This is a genomic window from Psychrobacter sp. PL19, assembly GCF_017875835.1.
GTDB lineage: Bacteria > Pseudomonadota > Gammaproteobacteria > Pseudomonadales > Moraxellaceae > Psychrobacter.
On record NZ_JAGING010000001.1, the window covers coordinates 1939144 to 1964881 of the forward strand.

A 25738-nucleotide genomic window follows, 5' to 3' on the forward strand; every position below is an offset into this window, starting at 1 on the left:
GCTTATATGATTGCATAAAATACTAAGGAGTCTGGCATGGACTTTACAAGCTACTGGCAATATAGCGACATGGTGACTAAAAGCCTATTCTTCGTGTTGCTGGCCTTATCCGTCATCTCTTGGATGACTGGTATTATTCGCGTACTGCAGAGTCGCAAATTAGCAGCCTGTGTTGCTGATGATTTGAGTCAGCAGATTCAGATTAAGCGTCCTGCGCTTATTGATTTTGATATGGCTACTCATCGCTTAATCATAGAACAGACATTATTAAAGCATATCGGTCGTTACCGCTTTGCTAGTGAGCGCGGACTGCCTATTCTAGGTACGACTGCTGCTATTGCGCCATTTATTGGCCTATTTGGGACAGTGTGGGGGATTTTTCATGCGCTACATAATATCGGTACTAGCGGTCAAGCAGGGCTTGGACAAGTGGCAGGACCCGTTGGTGAGGCGCTCATTATGACGGGCTTAGGGATCGCAGTTGCCATCCCAGCTGTGGTGTTTTATAACCTTGCGGTGCGTATCAATCGCTGCGTTATGTACCATGCCAATGATAAAGCTCATGATTTATTGGCACTGTCTGTTGAATTAACAGAGATACATACATCAAGTAAGCCACAAACGCTAGTTAAAAAGACTTTTACTACTCTTAGCAATCCTGATAGCAAAAGCGCTAATAGTGATAGCAGTGTCCCTTCTGATGAAAAAAATACTTATCCTCATAGTGCATCTACCTCTCGCTTATAAAGATGTTATAAAGTAGATATAAAAGAGCTATAAAAAGGGTTGTATTGGATAGTTTGTTCTAGGATCGAGCGAACATTTAGTTAGAATACTTATACCCTTATAAATGTATTACCACACTATTAAAAGTATATTGAGGACATTATGGCATTTCAATTAGGTGATGATGACGTTCAAAGTATGAATGAGATGAACCTTATTCCACTTATTGATGTCATGTTGGTATTGATGATTATCTTTTTATTGACGGCGACTGTTTTGAATCCAACAGTACCTTTAAATTTGCCTAAAACCAGTGCAGTAGTTAGTGAGCAGCCGCCAGAAGTCATTCAAATCAGTATTGATAAAGATGCAGGCATATTTTGGGACAGTGACCCTATTAGTATGAATGAGTTGGAAGCGCGTCTGCAACAACAGAGCGCTACTGGTAAGGATCCTTCTGTACAATTGCGTGCGGATAAAGAGGGTAAATACGATACGGTCGCGCAAGTATTGGCTGCTGCTAGCCAAGCAGGACTGAGTAAGATTGCTTTCGTGAACGAATAGCAATTAATAATAGGAGTTATCTACAACAGTAGGCTACTTATATAAACCAGCTCTACTACCAGCAAAAAAACTCAGATAATAAGAAAAATAAATAAAATAATAGGCTTTATCTTCCTCCTTGCTTGGGCAACCTAGCGAGGCTTTTTTATGCTGCTACTAAATGCTTTGTGATTAGGTTGTAGGGTAACTAATACCATTCCAAAAATTGGAGCAGCAAAGAAAACGAGTGTAGGCACTACGTTTTGTAGGTTAAACAAGTTTGACACATCTAATCGTATTTTTTGAGTTTGGTATAATTTTGGATACTCTCGATTAAGAGATATATGTTTCCAGTATCTTTATATACTTCAATAACCTTATTGCGCATAATTAATATTACTACTGATCTTTAAACCAAATACCCTAATTTTTTATCTCGGGACATTCTAGATTTCTTTGTCGAGCTGAACGCGTCGCTGACTTGTATAGTTTATTAAACAGTTATTGAGTTAAATTAAGTAAGCACTGACATCCTTAAAGTTTCAGGAAGAAAACCTATAGGCTTTACCTCTAAAATCAATCCATGATAGTTGTACCGTTTTTAATTGTTTCTTCTCACGTGCAAGCACTTTTATCCACACAAATTACAAATGCGCTCAACTCTAGTCATACTCAGTTCAACATAGATATCGCATCAGCACTTGCACGCTGTCGTTCTTCCTCGTTTAATTCTATCAGTTTACCTTCTTTCATCAGTAGCAATCGGTCAGCATGCTCAAAATAGCCGTCGTCATGGCTGATAATAAATAGGGTTTTACCCATCGATTTTAATTCAGGGATTAATGTTTGATAGAACACTCGGCGAAAAGCAGGGTCTTGGTCAGCCGCCCATTCATCAAGTAGTAGAATGTCTTTTTGTTCGGCCACTGAGGTTAACATCGCCAACCGTTTACGCTGTCCCTGTGATAGTTTGTCTGTTGATAATCGGTCATCGGTAACACTGACTTTATCTTGCAAGTTTAATTTATGCAGCCAAGCCGTCACTAAACTCATATCGGGATCATTGCCTTGACTGCCTACCAGTTGCTTAAAAAGATGCTGGTCGCTAAAAATGGCAGAAAAAAGCTGTCTATAATCAACATTATTGGCTTCTGAAAATGGTTTGTTGGTCAACTTTTACAGAACCCGTGGTAGGAGTGAAAATCCCTGTGATTATCTTTGCTAAAGTAGACTTGCCGCTACCATTAGCCCCTATCAAAAAGACCACCTCGCCACGATTGAGAGTAAGATTGACTTCACTTAATATGTCACTAGCATGACTACGATTTTCGGAGCCATTATTTTTAACCGCTAAATCCTTTGCACTATTATTAATGCCTTCGTAACGATATCTAATATCTGTTAACGATATGGATTGCCAGTCTTTTATAGCGGCATCAGTAACGAATTTTGGTTTATAGTCAGTGAGCTCTAAAGAGTGGATTTTATCTAGGGCGACTTGAGCCGTTTGTAAGGTCGGATAAGCGCCTACAGCATGTAGTAGTGGGGACTGCATAAATAAAATTGTTAAAGAAAAAGTAGTCGCGACACCCATCGGTATCTCAAGCTGATTTGACACCGCAAATATTACGCCAATCGCCGCGAACATCATGATATTAGACCAATTCACTGCAGATAAATGAAACGTATCAGACTTAATAACACGCTCTTTATAGGACTTAGCATGACTTAAAAAGTCATTTTTGTATAATTTTTCGGCTCGGTGAAGGTTTAACGCCAGCTCTTTACGTCCCTCTATTATCGATTGATAATCTTGATATAAATCGTCGTTAATTTCTCTTAATTCTGTCAAATGATGATAAACATGCTTGACCAAAATGGTGCTTATCCAAATCGTCATTAGAATCCAAAACATGACGATAAATAGTAATGGCAATGATAGCCAGCCCAGATAAAGTGAAACCCCAATAGATAAAATAACCCCTTGAACCAGTTCCGGCATTCTTACAAAGGCGACTGTAATCGATTGAATGTCTGATGACAGACTGGCTAATAACCGCGCGCTACCCAAATGGTCTATCTGAGGTACTTTGGTGTCGATAATTTGTTTAACGAGTTTGGTTCTGAGTTCATAAACAAATTTATGTCCCAAGCGGGTCAAGGTATATTGTGATAAAAAAGTAGTGATTAACAGCAGCAGTACTAAGGCTGAAAAGTAGCCCAAGCTTACCCATGATAAGGTATTGAAAACGGGCTGGCTGATAAAGGTGTGATTAATATAAGCGATGATGCCAACACTGACCGCCGCATTGACTAAGTTAAGCAGAATGACTTTGAGAAAGGGAAGGCGATATTGAACCCAAATTATATGATATAAAGAAGACGAGGCACGAGAAGACATAATGGCTCAATAATAGAATGAATTTTACGTATTTTTGAAGGCATAAAAGGGAGTAGGTAGGTCCTAATCCCTTTTATTAAAATGTCATAAATATGCTTTAACGAGTATGCTTTAAAAAATAGGGTTTAAAAGTCGAAAGTGGCGGACACTTTTAACGCAGTGGGTTCGCCAGCATTTAGATAACCATAGCCTGGCAGACCACCAACAGATTGCCAATAATCTTCACCCGTCACGTTTGTGACCACGCCTTTTAGCGTCACGTCCTGTCCCGCCAGCATAGTGCGATAGCGGGCACCAATATCTAACGTGGTATAACCGTCAACTTTTAAGGTATTTGCGGCATCTGCATAACGCGCGCCCGTGTGGATAATATCGCCAGTTAAGGTTAATCCTGAGAGTGCGGCGACATCATATTCGAGGTTGACGTTGCTTTGCAGTTTAGGGATACCGATGACTCTATTGCCATCTAACGCGACAGTGCCCGTGTCATTCTGCTTTGCACTTAAATAGCTCACGCCAGCGATGAGTCGCATATTTTCACTGGGACTACCAAATACAGATAATTCAGCCCCTTGATGGCGGTTCTCACCAGCAGCCACAAAGGTGAACCGCCATGAGATTGTCGGAGGCTCAACATTCTGAGAGAACACGACAATGAAAAGACAAAACTACACCCCTGAAATTAAAGAGCGCACCGTTCGCATGCTTATTGAAGCATCGGACGATTATCCCTCTACATGGTCAGCCATACAAGCGATTGCCCCTAAAATAGGCTGCACCCCTGAAACTCTACGAGCATGGCATAAAAAGCATATTGAGCAGAGTATTCCAGCAATCGTACAAGCACAAAACCAAGATCAACGTATCAAAGAGCTTGAGCGCGAGAATAAAGAACTGAAGCAAGCCAACGAGATTATACGTAAAGCAGCCGCTTTTTTCGCCCAGGCGGAGCTCGACCGCCCACCTCAGTGATGGTTCAGTTTATCGATGATAACAAGCATAAGTACGGGATCGAGCCAATCTGTAGAGTCCTACCGATTGTCCCATCTACCTATTATCGTGCCAAAGACTTAGCAGATAACCCCGAGAAGTACTCCAGGCGTCATCAGCATGATTATTACCTGATTGGTGAAATTGAGTGCATATGGGAAGACAGCAAATGCCGCTATGGTGCTCGTAAAGTTTGGCAGCAGATAAAAGCGGATGGCCTTCATGTGGCCAGATGTACGGTAGAGCGCTTAATGAAGCAGTATGGCCTGCAAGGCATCTGGCGTGGTAAAGGTAAGATAACCACCAACAGCCGTGACGACCAAAAGCGAGCTGATGATGTAGTCAATCGTAACTTTACCGCCCATCGTCCAAACCAGTTATGGGTTGCCGACTTCACTTACATTAAAACAATGAGTGGCTGGGTTTGCACCACTTTTATCATTGATGTTTTTGCACGCGCTATTGTAGGCTGGAAAGTATCTAACCGTATGAATACCGATATGGTGCTAGACGCTTTAAAACAAGCACTGTCTGATAGAAACAAGCCCAAAGATGTGATTCATCATAGTGATAGAGGGGTTCAATACTTATCCATTCGCTATACCGATAGGATGACTGAATCTGGCGTTATAGCCTCTGTTGGTACAACCGGTGATTCATATGGCAATGCATTAGCCGAAACGGTTAATGGGCTTTATAAATCCGAGGTGATTCATTATTTAAAAGAGCAATGGAGTGGTATGAACGATGTTGAGTTGGCGACCCTTGAGTGGGTAGATTGGTTCAATAAGACTCGTTTGCACAGTGCGATTGGTTATGTGTCACCTTTTGAGTTTGAAAAGCGGTATTATGATAATTTAACCCTGTCAGGCATTGCTGCCTGACTCAAGTAAATCAACCTCCGATATAGTCGGGGCGGTTCAGTACTAATATTAAAGAAATGTCAGATAGATTGAATGAGCTTCAGCAGAGTTTAATGGAGATAGATATTGAGCTTGAACTACAGATCAATGAGCACATGCTGCATGATAATGGATGGGTTTTTAAGATTGATAGAGGGTTAGACTTTTATCAAAAACCTGATAGCTTATTTGGTATCGGTAGTAATAATTTACTATTACGAAAATGTGTAGAGACTAGAGTAGATATATCTAAAAAATAAATTAAATGAAGAAAAATGTTAATAGAATCAGTAATACCAAGCTCTAGCTTCCAAATTAAATTTATAAAGTATATTCCGTGGTTGCTCGACTCAGGGTCGTATACTGAACCGCCCCGGGACGGAAAATTCTACTTTTGAGCACTATGGTTTCTAAGGGGGATCACCACCTCAGCACGCTCCTTTTCCTTATATACCTTTATGCTAAGCTAGACTCCTAATCGCTTGAAACAAGCATCTGCAGTCCGTACCTAACAAAGAGGAATCCTCACTATGTCTCATCAATGGCACGCCGACCCGCTCGTCTGGGGCCACGGCCCACGCCTGCTCGAGATCTTTCTGGAGCCGACCTGCCCGTTTTCGGTAAAAACCTTTAACAAGCTAAATGATTTTTTCAGCCAGGCTGGCGAAGATCACGTCTGCGTGCAGATTTGGCTTCACTCCCAGCCCTGGCACCTGTTTTCCAGCATTATCATCCGCGCGATTATTGCCGCGTCAACGCTTGAGGGCGGTAAAGCCAACGCCTATCGGGTCATGGCCGCAGTGGGTGAGCACCGCGATGAATTCGTGTTTGAGAATCACTGTAGTGGCGCCAACCGCCGCACTACGCCAGATGAACTTATCCAGCGACTGGAAGACTACAGCGGCGTGGCACTCACCACAGCATTTGAAACCCCTGATCTTGAACGCGAGATCAAACGCCACGCCAAATATTCACGCCAGAACGGCATCCACGGCTCGCCCACTTTCATGGTCGATGGCCTGATCGATCCAGGGATTGGCAGCGGCGATGATGTAAGTGAATGGGTCAAGCGCTTTCGTTAACTCTCGCCACCGACCTTATATCCTTCGCCACAACAGCTGGTTCGCCATGATCTATATCGACAACGACTGAAGTAGACGAGTAGCCATGAGAGATCTCCTTGCGCTTTTGGAGCGTTACAGATTATCAGCCAAGCCTCTCGCGGCCTTGTGTACTCCCGAGAATGAGCCGTGGTTCAAAGACAAGTTCTGGCACCACGATGTCTTCGGGTGTTTTTACAAGTCGCTGTAGTACGTGGCCGATGGCCGCCGCACGCCTTTTTCATTGCGGCTTCGCCTTCATTACAAGGTCGCCGCTAAACTCAGCGTTATGGCTATACACACAGTTTTGTTTAAGATTTAATACTCAAAAACCAAAGGAGAAGTTGGCATGGAATGCCCTGATATCAGTAGGCTTAAGTTAGACCGAGCGGATGAAGATGCTCTGGATGAAATCAGAAGAGCTCAGCGAGCGGAAAATTTACTCGAAGTTGTAATGCTTTCAGGGGTATTGGCCACCATATTTATTGGTAATAATGTCGCAAAAGCCACCTATAGCCTTCACTCCATGGACTGGGTGCTTTTCGCGTAGGCCATGAGCGCTCTGCCTGATATGATTCGAGCGAGAATTAGCCAAGTTGCAAAACTCCGAATCCTCACTGGAAGTCTAAGTTACGAGTAACGACAGTTCTGGGATGCAGTAGACAAAGGCTGCGGAGGATATTGAGATGCTGAGAATTATATTCACTTTATTTTTTATGACAGTAACGCAATGGTCTACAGCTAAAACACCTGATAGCAACCATCACTACATCACGAGTAAAATTGCGATGTACACTCAAGCCTTTGAACGTTGTAAAAAAACCACAGAAAGTCGCTCCTTCCCCAACGATGCAATAATCGAGAAGTTGAAGGATCTTCCTCAACGTGATGTTGAGCGTTTCCTGATGTCAAAATCTATTCTTGTGCTTCATGAGTGTGAAAAGCCTGAAATTACAGAGTTGGCTTACGCAATTGTGATCATCTGATTGAGAGTGATACGTTCATTCTAAATCATGATGCTACTTTTGCAAGAGGTCTATTATACTTATCAGGGCGGCTAGGGGTGCATTTTTCACTTGGGGTTAGCTTGTTAATAATAGTATGAGTTAATGGCATGTTGGTATATCTCCGCGTTGGTATAATCTATCCCAACAAATATCCCAACTTTCTATGTGGCTCGCCACAATCCTATATATTCCAAAAATCCCATAAAAAAAGGCTTGTCGCATCGCTGCGAACAAGCCTGATTCAATATATGGTGGGCCCAGTTGGACTCGAACCAACGACCAAAGGATTATGAGTCCTCTGCTCTAACCAACTGAGCTATGGGCCCTAACGGTAGACGCACAATCATACCTGATTTTTTTAATTTTTCAAGTAAAAGATATTAAGTAGTCAACATATTGCTTAATTAGTAACATTTTCTCTAAAAACCACTACCAGCCAAGGTCAAACTGCGACCACCATCTACAGTAATAATCTCGCCAGTGACGTAACCAGCTTGTGCTAAATAGAGCACACTATGGGCAATATCATCAGGTATTCCTATCCGCTGCATAGGGATGGAGGCGATGATGTTTTGCTGCTGGCTTGCATCAAGTGCTTGATCACTATTTGATTCTGGTAATACATTAACCCCTGGAGCGACACCATTAACGCGCACATGAGGTGCCATATCTAGCGCCAAAGATTTGACCATCATTCGGTGTGCTGCTTTTGCCATATTGTACACGGCATAATTGCCAAACGGCTTATCATGAGCGTGAATGTCAAGTAAGCTGATAATGTTGCCGCCCTGGATCTTTAAATAGGGGTGTAATGCTTGGCTAAGGAATAAGGGTGCTTTAGCGTTAGTCAAAAGCAATTCATCCCATTGCTCATGCTCAATGCTACCAATAGGACTGGGGTAAAATCGCGACGCATTGTGTACCAGCACGTCCAACTGGCCAAAAGTAGCGATGATAGTTTGGGTGAACTGTTGTAAGGCAGCAGGGGTATTAACCACGTCTAAATCTGCAACTATCACCGAGGTACTATTGTTACGGGTGTTATTTAGCACTTCTGCTAATGTATCCGCCTCTCGTCGACTATGATGGCAATGAATAATGACTCGATAGCCTTGATGGTGAGCTGCACGAACAATAGCGGCGCCAATACGCTTAGCGCCACCAGTGACTAGCATGACTGGCGCCACAGGGTTTATGGTCTTGGCACGATTGGCTAACTGATTCATAGCGGTACTGTTTATTTATGAGTGGTTATTTATAGGTTATTTCTTAGGTTGTTTCTTAGATTATTTTTCGAGCGTACTCTGCGTTTGTAAGTGCTCAATCCGCGTTCGACGTAGCGCCTTTCCAATAGCAACACCTTTCAAATCTAGTGCGATGTCATCCATACTAATAGCATGGAAGCTATTAAGCGCTAGCATCATCTGACGCTGCTGTTGTGCCAATTGTAATACTTGGCTAGTAACCAGTAGTTGCGAGAGTTTATCGGGCTCTTTGTGTGCGCTACAGGCTTGGATAAGGTCGATTTTTTCTGCTGCCGTTAGCTGGTTTATGATGCTTAAATTTTTGGCTTGCTGAATGAATAAAGTGGCAAACTGAGTCTGTGCTTTGGGTACTTTAATCTGATTGCCTATTTTAGTGATATTTTTTGCTGCATCATGCATTTTATTACTAGTTTCATTCAAGGTTTTATCAATAGCAATATCCGAATTTGCAGTAGCAGACAGTTTTAAATCGTCTGATTTTGACTTAAATAACGATTGATTCAGACTGGCCATTAATAGCGACCAGCGCTGTGATAAATTCAATCGCATTTGACCGGCGAAGTACAGCGCCGTCTGTACCGTCTCTCGTACCTGAACAATATCCCAAGCATGATTTAGAGGGACAAAATAGACGTTCAATACACCGCTCTCATAGAGCTGCTGCCAATAGACATGAGGGGAGGTCTGCATCATTGCCCGGCTCGATTCTTGCCAAATACGTTCAGCACTCAAATGTGCCAGCTCACCCGAGCTTACCAATTCTCGCATCAAAGTGAGCGTCTCATCAGCGATGGTAAACCCTAAATCATAATAGCGACCATAAAAGCGGGCGGTTCTAAGGACCCTTAATGGATCCTCGCTAAAGGCACTTGATATATGGCGCAATGTTTTGCCATTAATATCTTTTAGTCCACTATAATAATCAATCACTTCACCGTCAACAGGACTGTCATCAATGAGGCTTACTACCTCAATAGCCATCGCATTGACGGTCAAATCACGACGTTGCAGATCCTGTTCCAAAGTGACGTCCGAGCTGGCATGAACACTGAAGCCTTGATAGCCATGGCCAAGCTTACGTTCAGTACGTGCGAGGGCATACTCTTCTCGAGTCGTGGGATGTAAAAACACCGGAAAGTCTGCACCTACTTGCTGAAAGCCAGCTGCCAGCATTTCGGCCACGGTGCTACCCACCACTACGAAGTCCTTATCTTTGATCGGACGTCCTAATAGCTGATCACGTACCGCACCACCAACCAGATAGACTTGCATTGCACCCTCTTGCGCTATTTTGTTATAGCTGCTTGGTTATAGTTATCTTGCTATCGCTATTTTGGCCAAAAAAAACCAGTCAGCGCCGTTATTGCAATGGCACTGACTGGTTTTAGTATAACAGACTGCTACCATCAATTAATAATAGTAGCAGAGTGGTATATATGCGTATCCATTTTATTTAGTGCTCATTATGCCTTAGCGGCGGCGGCCTCGCTTTCTAAATCTTGGGCTTCAGTGACCGCAAGGGCAGTCATGTTGACCACACGGCGCGCGGTCGCTGATGGTGTTAGGATATGTACTGGTTTATTGGAACCTAACAGAATAGGACCAATAGACGCGCTACCGGTTGCTGTTTTGAGCAGGTTAAAGGAGATATTCGCCGCATCTAGCGTCGGTAAGATCAGCAAGTTCGCTGCCCCTTTAAATTGACTTGATGGCAAGTCCTCTATGCGAATACGTTCGTCAAGAGCTGCATCGCCTTGCATTTCGCCGTCAAAATCAAAATCAACATTCATTTTTGTCAACAGTTCATATACCTTGCGCATTTTCACGGCGCTGGCGCGATCAGAAGTACCAAAGTTAGAGTGCGATACTAGTGCGACTCGTGGGGTAATACTAAAGCGGCGTAATTGATCCGCAGCCAATACTGTCATTTCAGCCAATTGCTCAGCAGTAGGATCTTCATGGATATAAGTATCGGCAATAAAGATATTACGATCTTGCATCAAGACCGCATTCATCGCATAAAAGTCGCTAACGCCTTGTTTTTTGCCAATGACGTTTTGAACGTATTTTAAATGCAGTTGATAGTGACCAAATGTACCGCAAATCATGCCATCCGCATCGCCGTTTTCGACTAGTAGCGCACCGATTAATGACGTTTTGCGTCGCACATCACGGCGTGCAAGCTCGATACTGACTCCGTTACGTTTGTTCTTGTCATAATAGCCCTGCCAATAGTCTTTATAGCGTGGATCATCATCAATGTTAACGATAGTGATGTTGACGCCATCTTTTAAACGTAGCGCTAGCTTGGCAATATTGTTTTCGATAACTGAAGGGCGACCGACTAAGATTGGTTGGGCGAGCTGTTCATCGACCACTACTTGTACGGCTAGTAATATATTACTGTCTTCACCTTCGCAGTAGACGATACGTTTTGGGTCTGATTTAGCGCGGGCAAAGATTGGTTTCATAACAAAGGCTGAGTTATAGACAAACTCAGACAGACGCTGACGATAGGCATCAAGATCTTCAATTGGTAAGGTAGCAACGCCTGAATCCATCGCGGCTTTAGCGACGGCAGGAGCGATTTCGATGATCAGGTTTGGCTCCAGTGGACCTGGGATCAAGTAGTCTCTACCAAAGCTTTGCATGCTCTCGATGTCTTTAACGTTGTTAGTTGGCGTTGACTCAACATGTGCCATAGCAGCAATTGCGCGCACGCAGGCAATTTTCATCTCTTCGTTAACAGTCGTTGCACCAACATCTAATGCGCCACGGAAGATATAAGGGAAACACAACGCGTTATTAACTTGGTTTGGATAGTCTGAGCGACCCGTTGCCATGATGATGTCTGAACGTACTGCATGTGCCTCTTCAGGCATAATTTCAGGCGTTGGGTTGGCAAGGGCAAAGATAACTGGATCTTTTGCCATACGGCGAACCATATCGGCGGTCAAGATCCCTGGCATAGATAGCCCTAGGAACATATCCACATCATCAATCAATTCGTCAATGGTAGTGGCTTCGGTGTCACGGGCATAAAGCTGTTTTGATTCATCTAGATTGTCACGGCTAGTAGTAATGATACCGCGTGAGTCAGAAACGTAGATATTATCTTTTTGCACACCAAGGGCGCAAATAAGATTCAAGCATGAAATTGCTGCTGCGCCTGCGCCTGAACAGATAATTTTGAGATCTTCAATTTTTTTGCCAGTGAGTAATAAACTGTTAAGCATGGCGGCCGCAACAATAATTGAGGTACCGTGCTGATCATCATGAAAAACTGGAATGTTCATACGTTTGCGCAATTCGCGCTCAATTTTGAAACATTCTGGGGCTTTGATATCTTCTAGGTTAATACCACCAAATGTGGGCTCAAGAGCAGCAACGGCTTCGATGAACTTGTCTGGATCATTCTGGGCAATTTCAATGTCAAAAACATCGATACCAGCGAATTTTTTGAATAAAACCCCTTTACCTTCCATCACCGGCTTTGAGGCCAATGGACCGATATTACCCAAACCTAATACCGCGGTACCGTTAGTGATAACACCTACTAGATTGCTACGTGCGGTATATTTGGCGGCTAGCGTTGGATCTCTTTGGATCTCAAGACAAGGTACTGCCACACCAGGTGAATAAGCCAAGGCCAGGTCACGTTGATTGGCCAACTGCTTGATAGGCGTGACCGAAATTTTACCCGGTCTTGGGTGTGAATGGTAATGTAAGGCAGCCTGTTCAAACTGCTCTCTTTCCGTATTAGGGTTATCCGTATTCAGGTTGGTATCGTCATTCATAGTAATTGCCATGGTTAGAAGAAATTGGAATAAAACAAACAGTGATAAAAAAACTAACGTTTAGCCCTCACAATCATTATTGCATGTGATGATTGGAGGGGGCCGTTAAATTGAGAGGGTAGCGCTTGGCGGTTGGAAATCAGCGTAAAAAACAGCAATCTTGTGAGACAGTTATTCTAGCATTATTAGCAATTCGCTGGCTAGCCAACCGAGATGAAACACGCAGATAATATAATAAATTGATATTGAACATTTAGCCAGTTGATAATACTAATTTTTTACCAAACTAGTAAACAAATATCAATCAATACTCATCATAAACCTTATGATGAGCAGCTGATCGGCAGTTGCGGTGCATGAGGAGCCGGCGGGCTACTATCACGTTCAGTGGCAATATCTTGTACGTGATAAGGACTGGCGAGCAACGTGTATAAACGTGCCACTTCTTCAAACTGTCCTTGTTCAGCAGCGTCAATAGCGTGTTGCGCCATGCTATTGCGCAAGACATAAACGGGATTGTTGTTCTGTAACCCTTTAATGACCTCGGAAGTTGACATATTAGCATTTGATATATTGGTACTTGATAGCTCGCTTTGTTGCTCAATCTGTGTCAGATAGCGCGTACGCCACTCTTGCCATACTTGTAGCGCCTCACCGTCAAGCTCAGAGACCATGGTTGCTAGTAGCTGTTGCTCATGGGGGTGGTCATCTGGCGCGACCAAACCCAGTAGCGCCCGAAAGCTGTTGGTGTAGTCGAGTAAGTTGTCTTCTAACAAGGTTAGCCACTCAAAGGCCAAGGTCAAACTGGCTGACTGGTGCGGTAATCCTAACTTACGGCACAGCCCTTGCTGATAGTGCTGCATAAAGGTGGGCTCATAAGGGGCCAGGCATTCAGCCAAACTATCACGAGTCACGCCCGCTTGGGTTAAGCGCATAAAGTGTGGTAGCCACACATTAAGGTTCCAATGGCCGATAGCCGGCTGGTTCTGATAAGCATAACGCCCACCATGGTCAGAATGGTTATTAATCCACGCCGGATCAAAGCGCTCCATAAAGCCAAACGGGCCAAAGTCTAACGTGCTGCCAGTGATAGACAGATTATCGGTATTCATTACCCCATGAGCAAAGCCAGTCAGTTGCCAGTCAGCAATCATTCGTGCTGTACGTTGGACTACCGCTTGTAAGAAAGCCAGTACTGGCGTCTCACTATCGCGGCACTCTGGATAATAAGTATCGATCATATAATCAGTGAACTCGCTGAGTAAGTCAGGAGCAAAGCTAGCAATCCATTCGATATGACCGAGACGAATATGGCTGTCAGCGACCCGCATCAATGCGGCACCGGCTTCCATACGCTCACGGCGGATAGGTGTATCAGATACCACAAAGCCGAGCGCATTAGAGGAGGGAACCCCAAGTTGAGTTAGGGCATGACCACCCAAATATTCCCTTATAGTACTGCGTAAGACCGCCCGTCCGTCACCCATGCGAGAGTAGGGTGTCAGACCGCAGCCTTTAAGATGCAAATCTTGTAAATTATCATTACTATCTAGTACTTGGGCCATTAATAAGCCGCGACCATCACCCAATGGCCCCGCCCATTGACCGAATTGATGACCGGCATAGGCCATCGCCAAAGGTTCAAATTCGGCAGGTAGGTAATGACCACCGATAATATCAACCCAGCGAGCCATTAAATCGCTGTTTTCTGCCCAGCCTAATTGCTCTGCAACTTGAGTATTAAAATGACCGACACGTGGGTTATCAAGTGGTGTTGGCGGTTGCTTATGATGAAGACGTGGATCTAATTTGGCGTAGGTGTTTTGATAGCGCATATCAGGTATTTCCATTAAAACATAAGGTAGATAAAACCACTATAACATAGGCTTAATACGGCATCGAGCTACACTGTCACGGTCTTGTAATCTATTTTTTGTTAGCCTATTTTATACTGTTCTTTAACTTTTTTACCAAGCTCTAAACAAAAAAACCCCCTTCATCCATAGTAGATGAGGGGGAAGGAGAAACGTTGTAATAAGTACACTAATCCGACTGAGAACAGTAACGCTTAACTAAACAGTGACGTCTAGGTTCAGTCAGCTTTAAGCGGCTTTACTGCTCTGGCCGATAGAGCGGAACGCTGTTTTCAAGTTGTCATTATGCTCATGAATCTTTTGCTCGATCTTGGCATATTCAAACTTGAGGTTGTCATCGACTTCATGCAAACGGTCAGCGAACTCAGTCTTTTTCATTTCGATAGCTTTGGCTTTCAGCGCTTGCCATTCTTCAACCGTTTGGGTGAAGGCATCGTATTCAAATTTAATACGATCTTGGAAGCTTTGCATGGCATGAGGAATATCAATGCCATCCGCATTTGCCGTATCGATGTGTTGATGCGCTTGTTTGAACTGCATTTGTACTTCAGCATGCTTGATAGTGGTGTCATCAATAGTACGTAACTCAGTCGTTAAGCCCACTTTTGACAAACCAGCGATTAACCATTTAGTTGGATCATACTGCCACCATTTCACACCATTACGATAGTCATACTGGAAGAAGTGATGATAGTTATGATAACCCTCACCCCAGGTAAAGATCGCTAATATAGAGTTATCACGGGCACTGTTGGTATCGGTATAAGGACGCGTTCCAAACATATGACACAATGAGTTAATGAAGAAAGTGAAGTGATGGGTCAGTACCAAACGTAGCAAACCGGCCAGTACTAAGGTACCCCAAACGTCACCAATCAACCAACCAATGGCGGCTACTAAGCCGACGTTAGCCGCTACCACCCACAGACCATAATACTTATGCTGAATTTGTAAGGTTCTATCCTTGGTCAAATCAGGGATGTTTTTATAATCAAACTTACCACTAGGATAGTTGCGTAGCATCCAACCCACGTGACTGAACCAAAAGCCGCGCCGTGCTGAGTACGGGTCATTTAACTTGTGATCAACATGACGGTGATGGCTACGGTGCCCAGAAACCCAGTCAAACGCAGAGCCCTGTACCGCTAGTGTAGAGCCCAGTAATAGGAAGTTTTTGACTATCGGATGCGCTTTATAAGAACGATGCGACAATAGACGGTGATAGCCTGCAGTAATACTCATACCTGTATAGACCATCAAGACGCCGAATACGCCCCAAACGGGTGCGCTGACTTGATGGGTCATTAGATACCAAGGAGTAATGACTGCAGCAGCAAGCGGCGTGGCTACCAAGATCGCTGCGGGTATCCAATTAATCGGTGCTTTTGTGAACTCAAGTTCACGCACGTCGATGGTCTCGCTCATAGAGACATCGCCGCTCTTGGTAGAGGCAGACGAATTATTGGTATAGTCACTAGTGGCTGCGCGCTGCTCATTGAGTGCGTTATTCGCCTTGTTATCGTCGAACCGCGTTTTAAAGCGCGTCGCTTGAATAGTGGCATTCTGCACTAGTGTGCTGCCAGATTTGATAGCGAAACGTAAGCCTTTAAGCGGTAAGCCAAGTGCTTTTTTTGCAATCATATAATATCCCTAACGGTATTAACTTCAATACCCTATATTACATCAAAAAGAGAAGAAAGTGAACACCTATGCACTATAAAAATATTGCTAGATAACAATAACTTGTATAGATATATACAAGTTATTGCTGTGAATATCGCGTCACCTACCAGGTATTGAGTAAAAGTGTAAGTAGCACCCAAGATATGTTAAATTTTTAACACCGTATCTAAGGTCTGTTGTAAGGTTTTAGAGCCGTAAATATCAATAGCTTTTATCGTAGTAAAACTAACGATTTATTCATAATAACTGAACAGTAATCAACGTCTTATTAACGCCAACGATTGATCATGATTTAAGTAATACAGACCAGTCATAAACATTAAATATTCATGGCAGCCCTCTATTAGTAAAAACGACTCATCTATAATAACTAGGTATTTATAATTATGACAATTGGATATTTATAATATGAATATTTGTTAGGTATTTATAATAGTTGAGTTGGGATATCGGTAATAATCACATCGACTTGCCATTTCACAAGTTGTTTAATACTGTCAATATCATTTACTGTCCAAGCGCTCACTGGTAAATTGTGACGGTGGCAATGTTGGATGACTGACTGAGTCAGTAGGGGATAATAGACCCCAAGTCGAGTGCAGCCCAGTTGCAATGCCTTATTGGGCGCAGTCGCCAATAATTCTGGTGTGTGTGCCAGTAAGCCTCTGGGCATATGGGTCAATAATTTATTGCGCTGCAGCTGAGCGAGTAGTTGTAGATCAAAGCTGGTGAGCACAATAGGTAGCCCAGCAAGTGGGGTATCTACCAAGTAGCGCGCTAACGCCCCAACTAATTTTGAATAATTAGTGCGGGGGTGCGTTTTAATTTCTAGTTCAATATGGGTAAATTGTGCGAGTTTATGCACGGCTGTTGTTAGGGAATCATCATTAGTATTGTCAGAAAACCTAGCCCCAGCAAACCTAGACCCATCAAATCTAGACCCACCAAATAAGTTATTTAGCGTGTGTTTCTGTGGCGTGGAGGAAGGCAGTGCTTGCACTGATAATGGCAGTGCTTGCGCCAGCATGTCTAGACTGATGATCTGATGTCCTGATTGCAGTTGACGCTGAATTTCAATCAGGCTCAATTGATCAATACGGGATTGCAAACCGCATAAGCGCTGTAGGGTTTCATCATGAAAGATCACTAAATGCTCGTCAGCTGTCAGCTGTACGTCAAACTCAATTCCTGCCAAGCCACGCGGCCTCAAGCGAGAAGCATGCTGAAATCCAGACAAGGTATTCTCTAGCACTTCGCCGCGAGCGCCACGATGACCAATCAGTTGCGTGTTTTCAAGGTTTATCATGATGATTAACCACTCCCTTTTTTTAAGTGAGTCCATACAAGTTAATAACTTGTAACGCCTAACAGGGTCTGCTGAACATTGGGGGTAAATTAATGGCGAAAAAATGTCCAACACGTCCTAACAGGATATAACAAGATCTGGCGAAAATCTAATGAGCTGTTAAACGAAAATATTGTTAGCTACTAAACATAGCGATCTTTTAAACCATGCTGCATGGATTTCAGATAAGCAAACAGTGGTTTATCTATCTATTGGTAATGGCTATGTTGCTCTTAATATTCAATGATTTGCCAAATCGGTAGTAGGGGTTAAGGATTAATATGAGGGTTTGTTATGTTTTTGCAACCAAAGGTAGGTTTTAAGGCCGTTGATGGATTTTATTTGCATATCAATGAGCTACACTGATGACCACCTTATTCAAACCTCGTATAATGGTTTGGTTTTTAAATCTATCGTAGCGGTTGTTGCGGTATAGATATCAAACACTGTCCATAGACAGTGGCACGTATCAGTAAATCGGGAGTAAATTAAGTATGAGCGCAGCGAGTAATAAATGGATCAAATGGCAGCAAGTCGCCGGTATCGGTATGATATGCGGATTGGCAGTTGCTGGGTGTAGCCGCTCAGATGAGGTTGAGGACAGTAAAGATACAGATGCTGCTATCGAGCAACCCGTCACTAATGATAGTGCGGTCGCTCCTGCTATTAATTGTGATGACCCGATGGTACAAGACCGTCTCAAAACTGCGCTAAAAATTACGCTCAATCAGCAGGCGCAAACGTTAGCCGCCAGTTATGCCAACAGTGCAGAAATTAGTTTAAGCGGTGCCACAGTTAATGGGAAAGTAAACGGTATTCTCATTGATGTGCAAAATGCGGCAATCCTGCAAGAAGCCAACGCCAATGGCATGACCACCTGTCAGGCTAGTGTCAGCATGACCTTGCCTAGTGAAGATCTGTATCAAGCCAGTCAAGTACAAGCGGCGAATAATCAGGCCAGCTTACAAACTCGTCTCGCTCAGGATAATATTCGTATCAATAACAATATGCTGGTTGATGATGCCTTTTCTTATGTCGTGAGCACTCAAGGTGGCCAAGTACGCACCCGTATTGCCGGACAGCCCGCACTGATTACAGTAGTGGCAGATGTCATGGCAAGTTCGGTTTTAAAGTCAGCTATGGACAGTCAGCGTACGCCGAGCCCTGCTCAAGAAGCGCCCCGTCGCCGCGACGCTACGCAAAATAATAATGCCAGTAGCAACCAAACTCAGACTACTCGTCAGCCTAAGCCGGTAACACCATCTACGCCTGCACAGCCTGCGACTCCGCCCACCATTAATCAAGACAGCACACCAGGCAGTACTTCAAATACCCCTCAAGAGGCTGTAACGCCGAGTACTGATGCTAAAGCGCCAGCCACACCTACTGCTCCAGCGTCGGTGCCAAAAGATGATAGTATTGATATGGTCATTATCGAAGATGATAGCGCCACCTATTAAAGGTTCACTTTGTGCTTAATTTAAGAATTTGTTATTGGTTTATAATTTGATATTGATGCAAAAATTGATGTAAAAAAATAGTGTAAAAATAGTATAAAAATAAAACGCCCGCAACTGACTAAAGTTGCGGGCGTTTTGGCAAAAAACATTTTCAGTTACAACCGTAAGGTTTTTAGCCAGTAACAATGCAGCTATTCATTACCCTCAAGTTTTTGTAAAACTTGGCTGTCCCATAAGACTTCAGAAACTTGCTCAGGGTCAGTGCAGAAGCGAGCAGCTACAAATAACCAATCAGACAGTCGATTGATTAAGCTTACTGCAGTGCTACGAATGGCTTGTGGGCGTTGTTGTTGTAGTATCACTGCTTGGCGTTCGGCACGGCGGCAGACACAACGTGCGACATGCAGTTGGCTGACCAATACCGAACCGGTCGGCAAAATAAAGTCTTTGAGCGGCGGTAAAGTGGTATTCATGGCATCAATCTGCTGCTCTAACCACTCGATATGGCTGGCGTACACCGCTTGATACTCTGGCATCGCCAGCTCACCACCAACATTGAATAATAGATGCTGGATAATAACCAAGGCCTGGGTAAAATCAGCGCCTGCTGGCTGCCCTTCCTGTTGTTGTAGACGGTCAGGTAACGGCTGCGTATTGGCATCCGCTGCGGCTACCGCTTGGGCAAAGTGTGCCCGTACTAGGCCAATATGCGAGTTAAGCTCGTCGACATCACCCATCACGCTGAATAAGTCATCGGCCTTGCTGACACGGCTACCATCGGCCATACCGGTGGTGCCATCATCTCCAGTACGAGTGTAAATTTTACTTAAGCGATTGCCCATTGTTTTTCCTTAGGTGTACTCATTTATCGTGCAGTTTATAGGGAGGGGTAAGTTTCTAACACTCAGTGTTTATAAGTGAACATCTGCCATAATCTAGCTCATTGTAGTATTTTACAAGCATTTTCGCTAAGATACATTTTGCTAAGACCCATTGTCGTTGAGATCGTTAGATTGGTTACATTATGCTGCGCTACGTTTAGACTTTAATATTAGACTGTCTGCATGCTATTTTTTGCATTATTGCCCGTTTTTTTATTTTTATTCCTGTTGTTAACACCTAATTTAATTTTTTACCTAAAGGCTATTTTATGACTACCACACCACTTGCCGATGCCATGTCGCAGTTGTCCATCTATGATTCGATGACTGGACGTAAGCAGACATTCACGCCGCTTAATGCTGGTCAAGTGGGTATGTATGTGTGTGGCATGACGGTCTATGATTATTGTCATATTGGTCATGCGCGAGTGCTAGTGGCTTTTGATTTGGCGGTACGCTGGCTCAAGCAGTTGGGTTATGAGGTCAATTATATCCGCAATATTACCGATATTGATGACAAGATTATTGCCCGTGCTGCAGAAAATAGCGAAGATATTGGCGTATTAACCCAGCGCTTTATCGCAGCGATGCACGAAGATGCCGTCGCGCTTGGTTGCTTAACGCCTAATGCGGAACCGCGCGCGACTGATCATATTGATGAGATGCAGCAGATGATTGAGACCCTAGTCACCGGCGATTACGCCTATCCTGCTGATAATGGTGATGTCTATTATGCCGTCGATAGCTTTGCTGACTATGGCAAATTGTCCAAGCGCAACTTAGATGAGATGCAAGCTGGATCACGGGTCGAGGTTGAAAACGTTAAGCGCAATCCATTTGACTTTGTGTTATGGAAAGCGGCTAAAGCAAATGAACCACAGTGGGCGTCACCTTGGGGCCAAGGTCGTCCGGGCTGGCACATTGAGTGCTCGGCGATGTCGACTAAATGCTTGGGTAATACTTTTGATATTCACGGTGGTGGCCACGATTTACAGTTTCCGCATCATGAAAATGAGATTGCGCAGTCTGAAGCGGCTACTGGTTGTGAGTACGCGCGTAATTGGATGCACGTGGGCTTTATTAACGTCGATGGCGAAAAGATGTCCAAGTCTTTGCATAACTTTTTTACCATTCGCGATGTGATGGCAAAATACCATCCTGAAACCGTGCGTTACTTTCTACTATCCAGCCATTATCGCAGCCAAGTCAATTTCTCAGATGTGGCCCTAGATGAAGCACATAATAGCCTAAGCAGACTATATCATGCGCTAAAGATCGCGGAGCGACAAAAAGGACAGGCATTAGAGGTTAACGAAACCTTGATAAATAATGCTTATGCCAGTACGGCAGGACAAGAGTTTATCGCTGGCATGAATGATGACTTTAACAGCTCTGCTGCTATCAGTATTTTATTTGGGCTGGCACGTGACATTAATAAGGCTATTAAAGCTGAAGACGTGGAAAGTGCATGGCAGTTGGCGCAGCGGTTAAAAGCTCTGGCACAGGTACTCAATATATTACAGCAGCCAGTGCAGCAGTTCTTACAAGCCGTTATCGGTGAAGAGAGCGATGATAGCTTTAGTGATTCTGATATTGATAATTTGATCATTGAACGCGCCGATGCCAAAACCAATAAAAACTTTGCTCGTGCCGACGAGATTCGGGTGCTGTTGAAAGAGGCCGGTATTGAGCTTGAAGACAGTCGCACTGGCACTACCTGGCGTCGCGCCTAAAGGTTGTTATCGTGATTGTAAAAGCTATTTTTCGCTATTTAATACGAATACTTCATATTAAATACGAACCCTAATAAATTAAGTCAGCTTACACTGGCTTTTTTTTACGGACTGTTTTAAATTGGATTAATATTTAGGTCAATAAATTCAATGCTATGAAAACCCACTGTAAGCTTATCAATACTAAAACTGGTCATCTCTGTACTCATCATGCTGAATTAAAAGCGGCGGATAACAACCTTTATGCTTGCTACATTAATAATTTTATTAATAAGGCTAATAGCAATAGTGTCAAATTATTGATTGGCTTTTTAGTCATGTTGCTTAGTTTGCTTTACATTCCTGCCCAGGCTGCTACCAATGATAATGAAGAGCGCAATCCGTCAGCACCAACCAAAAATGAGCCAGATAACTTGGCTGATTACGCCGCCCAGAAGATTGAAACTATCAAAAATAAAAATATTGATCTCTCTGAAATAGCTCGTGAAACGATTAACCCTACTGAACAAACGGCTGTGCAGCAAGCAGGGCATTTGCAAGGGGAGACGAGCCTAACAGGAGAGTACAATGAAAACTACTATCCGCTAGACGCTCTCAACAGTGGGTTACCGCCATTAGCAACGCCGCCTAATTTATCAACGCCACTGGCCACTTTGGAGTTTTTTCAGTCGGCTATTATGAAGCAACAGTTTGATTTGGCCGCTTATGCGCTAAATATGAATTTGATTGATAGCGATGTGCAGCTTAGTCGCTCACTTGAATTGTCCAAGCGTTTAGATTTTTTATTAACCAAAAAAAAACTATATGTCTTTGATAAGTTGCCCGATCGCCCTGATGGTCTGATTGAACCACCTCTTGGTAGTAATAACAGCGTGACAGGTATTCCCAGACGTTCTATTCAGCTCGGATACATGGAATACCGTGAGCGCCGTGTACCTATGTATTTACAACGTGTGCGAGTTGAGGATAATGCGCCGATTTGGGTGTTTTCTGAGCAAACGGTCGGTAATATCGACAGTCTTTATGATCAATATCAACCCACGCAGTTTGAGCGTTATTTACCTACTTGGATGGGGTTACGGTTTTTTAGTATTGCAGTATGGGAATTTTTAGCGCTCGTTTTATTTTTCTCATTTACTATGGGTGTGGGTTGGTTACTGAGCACAGGAACCGAAAAAATTATCAACCGGTTTGCAGCCGACAAAAGATACACTATCGATGTTGGCAGTAGTAATAGTGTGGCGGACTTGGTCAGTAAGTTGACCGTGCCGTTGACGTTTACCATCAGCTTTTCTTTAGTATTCACTCTAGTCTCCGGTGGCTTTCCTTATTTAGATGCCGTGGCGTCCTCCACCCGTCCGATTATTTGGCTTGGCCTGGTATTCAGCGCGCTGCGGCTCGGCATACGAGTCATCAACTTTTTTGCCAATCGCTACCAAGATTTACAAATTGAAAATTTAAGTGAAGAGAACTTCGATAAAGGACGCCGCCGCCGTACTTATGCATCAGTATTTCGGCGCATGTTTATCTTTGTGATGATCCTAGGCAGTATTTGGATTGGCCTTAGTGAATTTACCAATATTAATGGGCTTGGTAGGGCCTTATTGACCTCAGCAGGTATTGCTGGTGTGGTTATTGGTGTTGCCGCGCAGCCTAGCTTGGGCAATATTATTGCGGGTATACAGGTGGCAATCACTCAGCCAGTACGCATTGGCGATACAGTGATGATGGAAGGTCATTGGAGTACTATCGAAGATTTACGCTATACCTATGCGGTGCTAAAAACCTGGGATGAGCGGCGCTTAATTGTCCCGATGCGCTATCTTATTACTGAAATCATAGAAAACTGGTCGCATACCGAATCGCACCAAACTGGTGTGGTGTATTTACATCTTGATTATGGTGCTGATATCGACACTATACGCCAAAAATATATTGAAGTGGTCAAGGCGAATGAGTTATGGGATGGGAAGTCGGAGCCTGAGCTATTTGTAGTATCAGTCAGTGAAAATAGTATCAAAATAAGGGGCAGTCAGGCCGCAAATAGTCCTTACAATGCTTGGATATTAGCAAGCAGTGTGCGTGAGGAAATGCTCAGCTATATTAATCAGGAACAAAAAGAGTATCTACCAACAGAGCGTTTTACCTTTAAAGACAGCCATCAATAGACATGTTTTTGATGGTCATTACCCCAAAAGCTGCTTTAGTGGCATAAATTATAAACTTTACTTATTTGAGTGTCAGTTGAGTATATAATATTGGAATACAGATACGCCGCTGTAAAGTGAGATGACAAAACTATTATGCGAGAGGCGGGCTTATTTGTTATAATGTGGCGTTATTTTTAAGGGATAACTGAGTCATTAAGCAGCGGTCGATGCTACATTTGTATTACCGCATTATTGATCACTCATTGAAACAGCCTTTGACTCTAGTAAGCGCCTATATCTAGAATCTGTATTTAGCGTTTGCTGGCTGCCATACTGTTAATTGAGATCCTTAATACTGAGCTCCCACCCATCAAAATAACCACCGCTAGGGGTATGTATGTTACGTATTGTCCATGAAGCCTTCACCTTTGATGACGTTTTATTGTTACCAGCCTATTCTGAAGTCCTGCCAAAAACTGCCGATCTGTCTACTCGCCTGACCAAAAGTATTACCTTAAATTTACCGTTAATTTCTGCTGCTATGGATACGGTTACTGAGTCTGAAATGGCCATTACTATGGCACAGTTAGGTGGGTTAGGTATCTTGCATAAAAGTATGGATATTGATAAGCAGGCCACTCAAGTGCGCCGCGTCAAAAAATTCGAAGCGGGTACAGTAGTTGATCCTATTACTGTCCATCCAGAGATGACTATTGGTGAACTATTAAGATTGACCCAAGATAATAATATCTCAGGTGTGCCTGTAGTAGAGAAGGGTACTGATAAAGTTGTCGGTATCGTTACTCATCGTGACTGGCGTTTTGAAACCAATTTATCATTACCGGTCAGTCATATCATGACCCCAAAAGAACAGCTGGTCACCGTTCATGAAGGTGAAAGCAACGAGAATATTAAGAAACTACTGCATGAACACCGTATTGAAAAAGTCATTGTTATTGATGATGACTTTCGTCTGCGCGGTCTGATTACCGTTAATGACTTTGCTAAAGCTGAAAACAACCCAAATGCTTGTAAAGATGATCATGGTCGCTTGCGTGTTGGCGCGGCCGTCGGTACTGGCGCAGACACCCAAGCGCGCGTTGAAGCTTTAATCGCTGCTGACGTAGATGTTATTGTTGTTGATACAGCGCACGGACATTCAAAAGGCGTGATTGATAAAGTATCTTGGATCAAAAAGAACTTTCCACATGTTCAAGTTATCGGTGGCAATATCGCAACGGGTGATGCGGCAAAAGCCCTACGTGACGCTGGTGCTGATGCCGTTAAAGTGGGTATCGGTCCAGGATCTATTTGTACTACCCGTATTATCGCTGGTATTGGTGTGCCACAAATATCAGCTATCGATAGCGTAGCTAGTGCATTACAAGATAGCATTCCGCTGATTGCTGATGGCGGCATTCGCTATTCAGGAGATATGGCAAAAGCTATCGCTGCTGGCGCTTCGTGCATCATGGTCGGTTCACTAATGGCAGGTACAGAAGAAGCGCCAGGTGAAGTTGAGCTGTTCCAAGGCCGCTATTACAAAGCCTATCGCGGTATGGGTAGCCTAGGTGCCATGTCAGGTCAGAACGGTTCATCAGATCGCTACTTCCAAGATGCCAAAGATGGGGTCGAAAAACTGGTTCCAGAAGGCATTGAAGGTCGCGTTCCTTATAAAGGTCCAGTAGCGGGTATCGTTAACCAATTGGTTGGTGGCTTGCGCTCATCGATGGGCTATACTGGCTGTGCGACTATTGAAGAGATGCGTAGCAAACCCCAGTTTATCAAAGTCACATCTGCTGGTATGAAAGAGTCGCATGTTCATGATGTGCAGATTACCAAAGAAGCACCAAACTACCGAGTCGACTAAATGACAGCGGT

General features: G+C 43.6%; 21 protein-coding genes, 1 tRNA gene and 1 other annotated feature. Of the genes, 11 read left to right on the plus strand and 11 right to left on the minus strand.

Translation table 11 applies throughout. The annotated features are described in order from the left end of the window. Nucleotides 1-36: 36 nt before the first annotated feature. Together H4W00_RS07885 and H4W00_RS07890 are read left to right on the plus strand one after the other, a co-directional pair. Complete coding sequence (locus H4W00_RS07885; RefSeq protein WP_209957001.1) at nt 37-747, plus strand: MotA/TolQ/ExbB proton channel family protein; 711 nt, start codon at nt 37-39, stop codon at nt 745-747. A gap of 141 nt (nt 748-888) precedes the next feature. After that, complete coding sequence (locus H4W00_RS07890; protein WP_209957002.1) at nt 889-1290, plus strand: ExbD/TolR family protein; 402 nt, start codon at nt 889-891, stop codon at nt 1288-1290. Nucleotides 1291-1941: 651 nt separating this feature from the next. Here H4W00_RS07890 and H4W00_RS12615 read toward each other — a convergent pair. The 3 genes from H4W00_RS12615 to H4W00_RS07900 all read right to left on the minus strand — a co-directional run bounded on the left by H4W00_RS12615 (nt 1942) and on the right by H4W00_RS07900 (nt 4320). Further along, the gene (locus H4W00_RS12615) at nt 1942-2442 is read right to left on the minus strand and encodes an ATP-binding cassette domain-containing protein (protein ID WP_334684918.1); all 501 of its coding nucleotides are present in this window, start codon (nt 2440-2442) and stop codon (nt 1942-1944) included. Next, on the minus strand, nt 2411-3670 hold the full coding sequence (locus tag H4W00_RS07895) for an ATP-binding cassette domain-containing protein (RefSeq protein WP_334684919.1): 1260 nt from the start codon (nt 3668-3670) through the stop codon (nt 2411-2413). Before H4W00_RS07895 ends, H4W00_RS12615 begins: the two co-directional genes overlap by 32 nt. A gap of 125 nt (nt 3671-3795) precedes the next feature. Beyond that, the gene (locus H4W00_RS07900) at nt 3796-4320 is read right to left on the minus strand and encodes a TonB-dependent receptor domain-containing protein (protein WP_334684920.1); all 525 of its coding nucleotides are present in this window, start codon (nt 4318-4320) and stop codon (nt 3796-3798) included. 4 nt (nt 4321-4324) lie between these two features. Here H4W00_RS07900 and H4W00_RS07905 point away from each other — a divergent pair. The 5 genes from H4W00_RS07905 (at nt 4325) to H4W00_RS07925 (ending at nt 7648) form a co-directional block, all read left to right on the plus strand. After that, nucleotides 4325-5544, plus strand: a protein-coding gene (locus tag H4W00_RS07905; RefSeq protein WP_442966442.1) for an IS3 family transposase whose coding sequence is annotated in 2 segments (ribosomal slippage) — nt 4325-4601 and nt 4601-5544 — 1221 coding nt in all. Because the reading frame shifts where the segments join, the coding sequence is not laid out codon by codon here. Then, nucleotides 4600-4716: a sequence feature (AL1L pseudoknot), on the plus strand. Its footprint overlaps the gene before it by 117 nt. 92 nt (nt 5545-5636) lie before the next feature. After that, nucleotides 5637-5822: an MIT C-terminal domain-containing protein gene (locus H4W00_RS12750; protein ID WP_442966443.1), complete on the plus strand. Its 186-nt coding sequence runs from the start codon at nt 5637-5639 to the stop codon at nt 5820-5822. Nucleotides 5823-6092: 270 nt separating this feature from the next. Continuing rightward, the gene (locus H4W00_RS07915; protein ID WP_209957005.1) at nt 6093-6644 is read left to right on the plus strand and encodes a DsbA family protein; all 552 of its coding nucleotides are present in this window, start codon (nt 6093-6095) and stop codon (nt 6642-6644) included. A gap of 367 nt (nt 6645-7011) precedes the next feature. Continuing rightward, nucleotides 7012-7212 carry a hypothetical protein gene (locus H4W00_RS07920; protein ID WP_209957006.1) on the plus strand — a complete coding sequence of 67 codons (201 nt, stop codon included), beginning with the start codon at nt 7012-7014 and terminating at the stop codon, nt 7210-7212. 136 nt (nt 7213-7348) lie between these two features. Continuing rightward, entirely contained in the window at nt 7349-7648 is a 300-nt protein-coding gene (locus H4W00_RS07925; RefSeq protein ID WP_209957009.1) for a hypothetical protein, read from the plus strand. A 270-nt stretch (nt 7649-7918) separates the two neighbouring features. Here the strand turns inward: H4W00_RS07925 and H4W00_RS07930 are convergent. The 7 genes from H4W00_RS07930 to H4W00_RS07960 all read right to left on the minus strand — a co-directional run bounded on the left by H4W00_RS07930 (nt 7919) and on the right by H4W00_RS07960 (nt 17594). Then, nucleotides 7919-7995: transfer RNA gene (locus tag H4W00_RS07930), tRNA-Ile, on the minus strand. 93 nt (nt 7996-8088) lie between these two features. Beyond that, a complete protein-coding gene (locus tag H4W00_RS07935; protein ID WP_209957012.1) occupies nt 8089-8895 on the minus strand; it encodes a pteridine reductase in 807 nt (268 codons plus the stop codon). Between the two features lie 60 nt (nt 8896-8955). After that, nucleotides 8956-10206, minus strand: coding sequence for a tRNA nucleotidyltransferase (locus H4W00_RS07940; RefSeq protein ID WP_209957013.1), 1251 nt, complete (start codon nt 10204-10206; stop codon nt 8956-8958). Nucleotides 10207-10397: 191 nt separating this feature from the next. Next, entirely contained in the window at nt 10398-12731 is a 2334-nt protein-coding gene (locus tag H4W00_RS07945) for an NADP-dependent malic enzyme (RefSeq protein WP_209957015.1), read from the minus strand. Nucleotides 12732-13054: 323 nt separating this feature from the next. Continuing rightward, nucleotides 13055-14566, minus strand: coding sequence for a protein adenylyltransferase SelO (locus H4W00_RS07950; protein ID WP_209957017.1), 1512 nt, complete (start codon nt 14564-14566; stop codon nt 13055-13057). Between the two features lie 267 nt (nt 14567-14833). Further along, a complete protein-coding gene (locus H4W00_RS07955; protein WP_209959067.1) occupies nt 14834-16030 on the minus strand; it encodes an acyl-CoA desaturase in 1197 nt (398 codons plus the stop codon). 685 nt (nt 16031-16715) lie between these two features. Further along, nucleotides 16716-17594: a glycerophosphodiester phosphodiesterase gene (locus H4W00_RS07960; RefSeq protein WP_209957019.1), complete on the minus strand. Its 879-nt coding sequence runs from the start codon at nt 17592-17594 to the stop codon at nt 16716-16718. 533 nt (nt 17595-18127) lie between these two features. Here H4W00_RS07960 and H4W00_RS07965 point away from each other — a divergent pair. Then, complete coding sequence (locus H4W00_RS07965; protein ID WP_209957021.1) at nt 18128-19093, plus strand: hypothetical protein; 966 nt, start codon at nt 18128-18130, stop codon at nt 19091-19093. 191 nt (nt 19094-19284) lie between these two features. Here the strand turns inward: H4W00_RS07965 and H4W00_RS07970 are convergent, their stop codons facing one another. Further along, complete coding sequence (locus tag H4W00_RS07970; protein ID WP_209957024.1) at nt 19285-19935, minus strand: cob(I)yrinic acid a,c-diamide adenosyltransferase; 651 nt, start codon at nt 19933-19935, stop codon at nt 19285-19287. Nucleotides 19936-20243: 308 nt separating this feature from the next. Here H4W00_RS07970 and cysS point away from each other — a divergent pair, with 308 nt between their 5' ends. The 3 genes from cysS (at nt 20244) to guaB (ending at nt 25727) form a co-directional block, all read left to right on the plus strand. Continuing rightward, nucleotides 20244-21707 (plus strand): cysteine--tRNA ligase, encoded by a 1464-nt coding sequence (gene cysS / locus H4W00_RS07975; RefSeq protein WP_209957027.1) that lies wholly within the window; start codon nt 20244-20246, stop codon nt 21705-21707. A 155-nt stretch (nt 21708-21862) separates the two neighbouring features. After that, a complete protein-coding gene (locus H4W00_RS07980; protein ID WP_334684921.1) occupies nt 21863-23875 on the plus strand; it encodes a mechanosensitive ion channel family protein in 2013 nt (670 codons plus the stop codon). Between the two features lie 379 nt (nt 23876-24254). Further along, a complete protein-coding gene (guaB, locus tag H4W00_RS07985) occupies nt 24255-25727 on the plus strand; it encodes an IMP dehydrogenase (RefSeq protein ID WP_201558144.1) in 1473 nt (490 codons plus the stop codon). Nucleotides 25728-25738 lie beyond the last annotated feature (11 nt).